The organism is Streptomyces sp. NPDC050416 (assembly GCF_044458845.1).
Classification (GTDB): domain Bacteria; phylum Actinomycetota; class Actinomycetes; order Streptomycetales; family Streptomycetaceae; genus Streptomyces.
In genome coordinates, this window is record NZ_JBITII010000026.1 from 1 (window position 1) to 9,274 (window position 9,274).

General features: G+C 71.2%; 9 protein-coding genes. 2 read left to right on the forward strand and 7 right to left on the reverse strand.

What is annotated here, in order from left to right; genetic code table 11:
- The coding region (locus ACIBL4_RS39755) for a hypothetical protein (RefSeq protein WP_399416720.1) at positions 1–184 on the forward strand (184 nt) is incomplete at its 5' end.
- A 220-nt stretch (positions 185–404) separates the two neighbouring features.
- On the opposite strand, the gene ACIBL4_RS39760 is transcribed toward ACIBL4_RS39755, so the two are convergent.
- Positions 405–1,412 carry a stage II sporulation protein M gene (locus ACIBL4_RS39760; protein ID WP_399416721.1) on the reverse strand — a complete coding sequence of 336 codons (1,008 nt, stop codon included), beginning with the start codon at positions 1,410–1,412 and terminating at the stop codon, positions 405–407.
- 128 nt (positions 1,413–1,540) lie between these two features.
- Between ACIBL4_RS39760 and ACIBL4_RS39765 the strand changes: the two genes are divergently transcribed.
- Positions 1,541–2,620, forward strand: a complete 1,080-nt coding sequence (locus tag ACIBL4_RS39765; protein ID WP_399416722.1) for an RDD family protein — start codon at positions 1,541–1,543, stop codon at positions 2,618–2,620.
- Positions 2,621–2,661: 41 nt separating this feature from the next.
- Here the strand turns inward: ACIBL4_RS39765 and ACIBL4_RS39770 are convergent, their stop codons facing one another.
- The 6 genes from ACIBL4_RS39770 to ACIBL4_RS39795 all read right to left on the reverse strand — a co-directional run bounded on the left by ACIBL4_RS39770 (position 2,662) and on the right by ACIBL4_RS39795 (position 8,985).
- Entirely contained in the window at positions 2,662–3,276 is a 615-nt protein-coding gene (locus ACIBL4_RS39770) for a hypothetical protein (protein WP_399416723.1), read from the reverse strand.
- A 125-nt stretch (positions 3,277–3,401) separates the two neighbouring features.
- Positions 3,402–4,859, reverse strand: coding sequence for an adenosylhomocysteinase (gene ahcY, locus ACIBL4_RS39775; protein ID WP_399416724.1), 1,458 nt, complete (start codon positions 4,857–4,859; stop codon positions 3,402–3,404).
- 362 nt (positions 4,860–5,221) lie between these two features.
- Positions 5,222–6,202, reverse strand: a complete 981-nt coding sequence (locus tag ACIBL4_RS39780; protein ID WP_399416725.1) for a cation diffusion facilitator family transporter — start codon at positions 6,200–6,202, stop codon at positions 5,222–5,224.
- Between the two features lie 153 nt (positions 6,203–6,355).
- Positions 6,356–7,507, reverse strand: coding sequence for a mannose-6-phosphate isomerase, class I (manA, locus tag ACIBL4_RS39785; protein ID WP_399416727.1), 1,152 nt, complete (start codon positions 7,505–7,507; stop codon positions 6,356–6,358).
- A 55-nt stretch (positions 7,508–7,562) separates the two neighbouring features.
- Complete coding sequence (locus tag ACIBL4_RS39790) at positions 7,563–8,690, reverse strand: SIS domain-containing protein (RefSeq protein ID WP_399416728.1); 1,128 nt, start codon at positions 8,688–8,690, stop codon at positions 7,563–7,565.
- 124 nt (positions 8,691–8,814) lie between these two features.
- Positions 8,815–8,985, reverse strand: coding sequence for a Trm112 family protein (locus tag ACIBL4_RS39795; RefSeq protein ID WP_356927587.1), 171 nt, complete (start codon positions 8,983–8,985; stop codon positions 8,815–8,817).
- Positions 8,986–9,274 lie beyond the last annotated feature (289 nt).

The window sequence follows — 9,274 nt, forward strand, 5'->3', positions numbered from 1 at the left end:
GAACGGTCGCTTCCTTTGTACTCACCCTCTCGGGCTTTCCTCCGGGCGCTTCCCTTCGGTCTTGCGTTTCCGACTCTATCAGATCTTTTTCTCGACCCGATTTCCTCGGTGCTTTCCAGATTTCCGCTTCCGCGTTTCCCTTTCCGGCGGTTCCGACTTTATCAGAAGTTTTGAGCCGGATTGACCGGCCACTCGTTTCCGATTCATCGGGAGGGGCTTCAATGAAATCAGCGTTTCATGAAGCAGACAGATGCTCACTGTCGCCGATCCGGGGCTGAACCCCTTGTCCAGGCAACTGTTCGAATCTACCTCCCCGCATGAGCCGTGTCAACGGCTCCTGTGGGGCGAAGAGGAGACTAGCAGTTGAACGGACGTGGTCGCACATCCGGTGGCCGTAGAGCCGTTCAGGCAGCTGTCGGGACGGTGGCGCTGCGTTCCTCTGCCTCGACGTCGCCGGTGTCGCCGGCGCGGGCGGCGCGGCCGCCCAGGACGTAGACGTACGCCAAGAAGGCCAGTTCGGCGACGACTCCGATGGTGATGCGGGCCCAGGTGGGGAGCCCCGAGGGGGTGACGAAGCCTTCGATGGCGCCGGAGACGAAGAGGACCAGCGCCAGGCCGATGGCCATGCCGATGGCGGCGCGGCCCTCTTCCGCGAGAGCTGTGCGTCGTGTGCGGGGGCCTGGGTCGATGAGGGTCCAGCCGAGGCGCAGGCCGGTGCCGGCGGCCACGAAGACGGCGGTCAGTTCGAGCAGGCCGTGCGGGAGCACCAGGCCGAGGAAGGTGTCGAGGCGGCCGGCCGAGGACATGAGACCGACGCCGATGCCCAGGTTGAGCATGTTCTGGAAGAGGATCCAGAGGACCGGGAGCCCCAGGAAGACGCCCAGGATCAGGCACAGGGCCGCGGCCCAGGCGTTGTTCGTCCAGACCTGGGCGGCGAAGCTGGCGGCAGGGTGGCTGGAGTAATAGGTCTCGTACTGGCCGCCGGGGCGGGTGAGGTCGCGGAGTTCGCTGGGGGCCGCGATGGAGGCCTGTACCTCGGGATGGGTGCCGATCCACCAGCCGAGGAGGGCCGCGACCGCCGTGGACAGCAGCGCGGTGGGTACCCACCAGTGGCGTGACGTGTAGACGGCGGCCGGGAAGCCGTGGGTGAGGAAGCGGGTGACGTCGCGCCAGGATGCCCGTCGGGTGCCCGTGACCGCACTACGCGCGCGTGCCACGAGTTGGCTGAGCCTGCCGGTGAGCTGGGGGTCGGGAGCACTGGACTGGATCAGGGAGAGGTGCGTGGCGGCGCGTTGGTAAAGAGTGACGAGTTCGTCGGCTTCGGCACCACTGAGGCGGCGCTGGCGACGGAGCAGGGCTTCGAGGCGGTCCCACTCCGCTCGGTGGGCGGAGACGAAGACGTCGAGGTCCATCGGTCTGCCTGCTCCTCGGCTGTTCGTCGGCGGCTCGTCGTGGATCAGCTTGTCGTACTGCGGCGGGATGCGCCCTCAGCTTGGCAGACTGGCCCTGTCGGGGGCAGGGCAGGGGAAGGACGGCGGGCGTGAGTGAGCTGGTGACGGGCGAGGCGGTGGCGTTGGAGCTGCGCCCCGCGAGGTTGCCCAGCAGGGCGCTGGCCGTGTTGCTGGATCTTGTGGCGGCCGTGGCCGTCTACGTGGCGGTGACCATCGCGGTCGTGGTTTCCACTGCCTCGCTGGACGAGGCAGCGCAGACGGCGCTGTCGATCGCGACGTTCGTTCTCGTCCTGGTAGGCGGGCCGATCGCGGTGGAGACGCTCAGCCATGGGCGTTCGCTCGGGAAGATGGCCTGCGGGCTGCGCGTGGTGCGGGACGACGGGGGGCCGATCCGGTTCCGGCATGCGCTGGTGAGGGGCTTGATCGGGGTGATCGAGATCCTCATGACCTTCGGTGTCGTCGCCTGTATCGCCTCGTTCGTGTCGGCGCGCGGGCGGCGGCTGGGGGATGTGTTCGCCGGGACCCTCGTCGTCCGGGAGCGGATTCCGGTCACCCGGACCGGGTTCGTGCCGCCTCCCCCGCCCTGGCTGGCAGGGCGGTTCTCGGGGCTCGATCTGTCGGCGGTGCCCGACGGGTTGTGGCTCGCCGTGCGTCAGTACCTGACGCGTATGCAGCAGTTGGACCCGCAGGTGGGGTGGTCCATGGCGGAGCGGCTGGCGTCGGATCTCGCGGAACGGACGGGAGCTCCGGTGCCGCAGGGTGTTCCGCCGGCGGCGTATCTGGCGGCGGTCGTGCATGAACGGCAGGCGCGGGAGGCTCGGCGGGCTTTCGGGAGCGGGTCGTCCTCGTCGGCCGGTCCGACTGCTGCGGCTGCTCTGGCTGCTCCGGCTGCTCCGGCTGCTCCGGCTGCTCCGGCTGCTCCGGCTGCTCCGGCTGCTCCGGCTACCGATGCTGCCCCGGCTGCTGAGGCCGCTTCGGGTGTGGGGGCGGCGTCCGGTGCGTACGGACGACCGCCGGTTGTGCCGCCTGGTGCCGTGTCTCAGCCGTACGGTTCGGCTGTCGAGCCGACCGGTGCGGCTGTCGGGTCGTCCGGCGGGGATCGGCCCGCGGAGTCGCAAGAGGTGCCTGCGGGCGAGCGTCCCGGGACCGGTTTCGTGCCGCCGGCGTAGTGGAGGGCGGGCGGGCTGCCCGTTCAGCTGGGGGGCCGGGCTCAGGCGAACACCGACGGCGGTGATTCGAGGTCTTCGAGCTCGATGCCGGGGGCCGCGAGCACCACGTCTCCGGCGATGTGCACGGAGTGCTGTTCCCCCGTGTCCAGGGCTGTGACCTGGTATTCGTCCACGGTCAGGGGGCCGTTGTCAGTGGCGTGTGCTTCTCTTTTCAGCAAGGTCCACGACTGGTCCACGGTGCGCGGGGCGAGGACCGGGTCCGTGAAGGCGACGAGGCGTACGCGGGTGCCTGCTGATGAGGGGGTGAGGCGCAGGAGACGGGTGGTGGCGACGAGGAATGCCGGGGAGGTGCCGGTGAAGGCGTGGGCGCGCACATTGCCTTCGGTGGCGTCGGTTCCGGTGGGGTCGGTGCGGACCCAGGTGACGCCGTCGAGGGCGGCGCCGCGGACCTGCCAGGCGGCGGCGTGGAGTTCGAGGCGGATGGGGCGCCCGAGTTCGTCGAGGGTGAGGTCGACGGAGCCGTGGTGATCGCCCGAGGGGGTGGTCAGCTGGGAGACGTAGCGCCAGCCGGAGGGGCCGGGGGCGCACTGGAAGTGTTCGTCAGCGAGGGGGGTGTGATCGTGCGGATCGTGGAGCGAATAGCGGCCGCGGGGCATGGGGGTCCTGGGTCTTGACGGGCTGGGGCCGGTCGCTGGTCCGGCGAACGGGGCAGGCCCCCGGCACGGGGGTGCGGGGGCCTGCTTCGAAGGACCTGAGCTGCTGAGGAGCTGAGCCGCTCGGCTCAGTAGCGGTAGTGGTCCGGCTTGTACGGGCCCTCGACCTGGACGCCGATGTACTCGGCCTGCTCGGGGCGGAGCGTGGTCAGCTTCACGCCGAGCGCGTCGAGGTGGAGGCGGGCGACCTTCTCGTCGAGGTGCTTGGGCAGCACGTAGACGCCGGTCGGGTACTCGTCGGGCTTGGTGAACAGCTCGATCTGGGCCAGGGTCTGGTCCGCGAAGGAGTTGGACATCACGAACGACGGGTGACCGGTGGCGTTGCCCAGGTTCAGCAGGCGGCCCTCGGACAGGATGATGATCACCTTGCCGTCGGGGAAGGTCCAGGTGTGGACCTGCGGCTTGATCTCGTCCTTGACGATGCCCGGGATCCTGGCAAGGCCGGCCATGTCGATCTCGTTGTCGAAGTGGCCGATGTTGCCGACGATCGCCTGGTGCTTCATCTTGGCCATGTCGCCGGCCATGATGATGTCCTTGTTGCCGGTCGTGGTAATGAAGATGTCGGCCTTGTCGACGACCTCGTCGAGGGTCGTGACCTGGTAGCCGTCCATCGCGGCCTGGAGGGCGCAGATCGGGTCGATCTCGGTGATGATCACACGGGCGCCCTGCCCGCGCAGGGATTCCGCGCAGCCCTTGCCGACGTCGCCGTAGCCGCAGACGACCGCGGTCTTGCCGCCGATCAGGGTGTCGGTGGCGCGGTTGATGCCGTCGATCAGGGAGTGGCGGCAGCCGTACTTGTTGTCGAACTTCGACTTGGTGACGGCGTCGTTGACGTTGATCGCCGGGAACAGGAGGGTGCCGTCACGCTGCATCTCGTACAGGCGGTGGACACCGGTCGTGGTCTCCTCGGTCACGCCGCGGATCTCGGAGGCCAGCTGGGTCCACTTCTGCGAGCCGTCCGTGATGGTGCGGTGCAGGAGTTCGAGGATGACGCGGTGCTCGTCGGACTCGGCCGTGTCGACGGACGGGACCTTGCCGTCCTTCTCGTACTCGACGCCCTTGTGGACGAGAAGGGTGGCGTCACCGCCGTCGTCGAGGATCATGTTCGGGCCGCCGGTGGGGCTGTCCGGCCAGGTCAGCGCCTGCTCCGTGCACCACCAGTACTCCTCCAGGGTCTCGCCCTTCCAGGCGAAGACCGGGACGCCCTGCGGGTTGTCGGGCGTGCCGTTCGGGCCGACGGCGATGGCCGCGGCGGCGTGGTCCTGGGTGGAGAAGATGTTGCAGGACGCCCAGCGGACCCGAGCGCCGAGGGCGACCAGGGTCTCGATGAGGACGGCGGTCTGCACGGTCATGTGCAGGGAGCCGGTGACGCGGGCACCGGCCAGGGGCTGCGCTTCGGCGTACTCCTTGCGGATCGCCATCAGGCCGGGCATCTCGTGCTCGGCGAGGGTGATCTCCTTGCGGCCGAACTCGGCCAGGGAGAGGTCGGCGACCTTGAAGTCCTGTCGGTTTTCGACAGTCGTCATTGCGAGCTGCTCCTCGGGGTTGGGTCGAGGTGGGTACGGCTGGTCTGCGCGGCGGCGGACACAGGGGTGCCCGAAAGAGGACACAGGCATGCCCGCGTGTGCGCAGCGCAGTCCGTCGGAGGCCCTCTCTCCCTCGGCCGGTCCGCGGTGGGACCGCCCGACCGCCATCAGCAGCGACGTCTGGCTCCGTCCCAAGCTACACCGGGGGCGCCTGCGATCCCCAGCCCGCAGGGAAACACATCGAGCCGATCCCGTGACGGGCGGGGGTGGGACTGTCGGGTCAGGTGCCGGGGGGTGGAAGGCGGCGGGGCCCGCCGAGTGGTTCGGCGGGCCCGTGGCCGGAGGAGTCGTACAAGGTGGTGTCAGTGGTCGGCGGGGTGCGGGGTGGGGCCGCCGGGGCTCGCCTCGGGGTCGGGGCCCTTGGCGGCTTCGGTCTCGCTGTAGATGTCCGGCTCGAGGTAGATCACGCGGGCGATCGGGACGGCCTCGCGGATGCGGGACTCGGCGGCGTCGATGGCGGCGGCGATCTCGGTGGCCGTGTCGTCGTGCTGGACGGCGATCTTGGCGGCGACGAGGAGTTCCTCGGGGCCGAGGTGGAGCGTGCGCATGTGGATGATGCGGGTGACGGTGTCGCCGTCGACGACGGCGGCCTCGATCTTCTGCCTCTCCTCGGCGCCTGCGGACTCGCCGAGGAGCAGCGACTTGGTCTCGGCGGCGAGGACAAGGGCGATCAGGATGAGCAGGATGCCGATGCAGAGGGTGCCGATGCCGTCCCAGACGCTGTCGGCGGTGAGCAGGGCGAGGCCGACGCCGCCGAGGGCGAGGACCAGACCGACGAGGGCGCCGAGGTCCTCCAGGAGGACGACCGGGAGCTCGGGGGCCTTGGCGTGGCGGATGAACTCCTTCCAGGAGCGACGGCCGCGCAGGGTGTTGGACTCCTTGATGGCCGTGCGGAAGGAGAAGGACTCGGCGATGATCGCGAAGACGAGGACGCCGACCGGCCAGTACCAGTGCGTCAGCTCGTGCGGGTGCTTGATCTTCTCGTAGCCCTCGTAGAGGGCGAACATGCCGCCGACCGAGAACAGGACGATGGAGACGAGGAAGGCGTAGATGTAGCGCTCGCGGCCGTAGCCGAAGGGGTGTTGCGGGGTGGCCTCGCGCTTCGCCTTCTTACCGCCGACCAGCAGCAGCGCCTGGTTGCCGGAGTCCGCGACCGAGTGCACGGACTCGGCGAGCATCGACGACGAGCCGCTGAAGAGGAACGCCACGAACTTCGCTACCGCGATGGCGAGGTTGGCGGCCAGTGCCGCCACGATCGCCTTGGTGCCGCCTGACGCGCTCATGTGTTCGCGTTGTCCCTTCGTACGCCGTTCCAGGGCCCGGACGCTCGTCTGCTGAACCGCCCGCGACTTTGCCCGTGCTTGACGGTGGGCCATTGTTGCAGCCCGCTCGGGCCGCGGTGCTTCAGGTCACCAGCACGGGGGCCGTCGAAACGGTCAGGCGACGACGGTGGCCCGGAAAAGCGTTCCTGTTCCGGACACTTCGGCCTTTTCGCCGGCCGGGACGAAGACGGATCCGCCCGGGGTCAGGTCGTGCTCGCCGGCCCGGACGGAGCCGTCGGTGCAGAGCAGGATCTGCGGGGTCGCGCGGGTGAGGTCGTGGGCGCCGCCGGCCTCGGGGAGGACGTAGCGGGACAGGCGGAACTCGTCGATGGGGGTCTCGTAGAGCTCCTCGCCGTCCGGGGAGGCCTCGGGGCGCAGGACGCCGGGGTCGCTGGGCCGGAAGCGGACGATGCGCAGGAGCTCCGGGACGTCGACGTGCTTGGGGGTCAGGCCGCAGCGCAGGACGTTGTCGGAGTTGGCCATGATCTCGACGCCGAGGCCGTTCAGGTAGGCGTGCGGGACGCCGGCGCCGAGGTAGAGGGCCTCGCCGGGCTGGAGCCGGACGTGGTTCAGCAGCATCGCGGCGATGACGCCGGGGTCGCCCGGGTAGTGGTGGGCGATGTCGGCGTAGGGGCCGTAGGCGCCGCCGAGGCGGGTGCAGGCGGTGGCCGCCTCCGCGACCGTGCGGGACATCTCCTCGGGGTCGGCGGTGAGGATCGCCGTGAGGACCTCGCGCAGGGCGGCGTCCTCGGGGTGGGCGTGCAGCAGGTCGACGTAGGGCTTGAGGGAGTCGACGCCGAGGCCGTCGATCAGGCCGGCGGCGGCGAGCGGGTCGCGGAAGCCGCACAGGCCGTCGAACTCGGTGAGGGCGCAGATCAGTTCGGGCTTGTGGTTGGCGTCCTTGTAGTTGCGGTGCGGGGCGTCCACGGGGATGCCGCGGCGCTCCTCGTCCGCGTAGCCCTCCTTGGCCTGTTCCAGGTCGGGGTGGACCTGGAGGGAGAGCGGGGCGCCGGCGGCGAGGATCTTGAGGAGGAAGGGCAGGCGGGGGCCGAACTTGGCGACCGCGGCCGGTCCGAGTTCCTTCTCCGGGTCTGCGTCGATGACCTCGACGAGCGTGCCCCGGCCGGTGCGTGAGGGGGCGCCCGGGTGGGCGCCCATCCACATCTCCGCCTGCGGCTCGCCGGTCGGTTCGGTGCCGAGCAGGTGCGGGATGGCGGTGGGAGAACCCCAGGCGTAGGGGCGGATGGTGTTGTCGAGGCGGTCCATGGGGGTCTCTCTGGGTGTTCGGGCGTGCGGGCGCGTCAGGGTGTCCCGGTCATGATCAGGCCCTGGAAGCGAGCGCCAGGTAAACGGCGGCGAAATCCGTGACGGCGATCAGTTCCGCGAGGGTCTCCAGTTCGCCGCCCTCCTCCGGTTCCAGTTCGCTGATCGGCGTGTCGTGGCTGAGGGCCAGGTCGCGGGCGCCGGGAGCGGCGGTGAGGCCGCCGATGGGGCGGTCGCGGAGGAGTACCACGCGCGCGTGCAGGGCGGGTGGTTCCTCGACGCGGTCACGGAAGAAGTCGTCGGGGTCGGCGCTGGCGGCCAGGGGGCCGGCGAGCAGGGCGCTGTGTGCGGCGAGTGCTTCGGGGAGCTCGGCGACGACCGCGGGGATGCCGGACAGTTCGGCGAGCGCGGCGGCGAACCGGCGGCCTGCCGGGCCGGCCGAGGTGCCCTCGGTCCAGACGATCGGGAGGGCGTCGGCGAGTTCGGCGGCGAGGGTCTTGGCGGGATTGCTGTAGGTGGCGATGGCGGGGCCGCAGCGTTCGGCGATGCCGTCGAGGCGGTCGGCGACCTTGCCGAGGGCGTCCGGCGGGGCGGCGAGCACGCCGGTGCGGTCCAGCAGCGCGAGCAGCGGGGTGAGCAGCGCCCACAGGACGCCGGGAGCGGAGGCGGCGAGGGGCTCGTCCTGGTCGTACGGGGCGGTCGCCATGGGGACGAACAGGCCGTGCGAGCCGTTCACCGCGTCGGCGAGCGGAGAGCGGCTGGGAGCTACGGCGACGACGTTGCAGCCGCGGCGGTAGGCCTGCTCGGCGAGGAGGGACAGGCCCGGTTCGCTGCCGTCCGGAGTGGTGATCAGGAGGAGGTCTACGGAGCCGACCCAGCCGGGCAGATCCCAGCGCAGGGCGCCCGCGGCGGGGGCGACGCCGGTGGGGGCCAGCCGCGTGACCGGGCTGCCGGCGCCGGCGAGGGTGCCGATCAGATCGGCGGCGTGCGTGGCGGCGGCCCCCGGGCCGGCGATGAGGACGGCGCGGGGGCGGCCGTCGGGTTTGAGGTCGTTGATGCCGGCCTCGGCGGAGTGGCGGGCGGCCGTACGGACGCGGGCGCCGGCTTCTGCGGCGCCGCGGAGCAGCCCGCGGTGGTCTGCCTCGGAGAGGCCCTCCGGGGAGTCGAGCAGCGATTCGTCGAGCATGTGCGGCAGCCTCCGATCGCCGGAGTCCGGTCCGGGTCCGTTTTTGGGATGTCCTACGTCGGTGCCCGTTGTGCCCGGGGTGTATGTGCACCGGGTTCACGCGGGTGGGTCTGCCCGGGCGCGCCTACGCGGGGCGGCGGGCCTCGTCGACCAGGAGGACGGGGATGCCGTCGCGGACCGGGTAGGCCAGGCCGCAGTTCTGGTCGGTGCAGAGCAGTTCGGTGTCCTGCTCCTTGAGGGGGGCGTGGCAGGCCGGGCAGGCGAGGATGTCGAGGAGGCCGGCTTCGAGTGCCATGCGGGGTCCCTTCGGGGATGGGGCGGGGTGGGGCGTTGGTGCTTGGGGTGGTGCGGATGTGCCTGGTCAGGGTACCGCCGGTGGGGGTGGGGCGGGGGTGGTTGGCAGGTGCGGCGGGTATGTGGGCTGGGGTGGGTGAGGGGGGGGGGGGCCCCCGGGGGCCCCCGGGGGGGGGGGGGGGGGGGGGGGGGGCCCCCCCCGCCCCCCCCCCCCCCCCCCCCCCCCCCCCCCCGGCGCCCGGCGCCCCCCCGCCCCCCCCCCCCCCCCCCCCCCCCCCCACGCCGGTGCC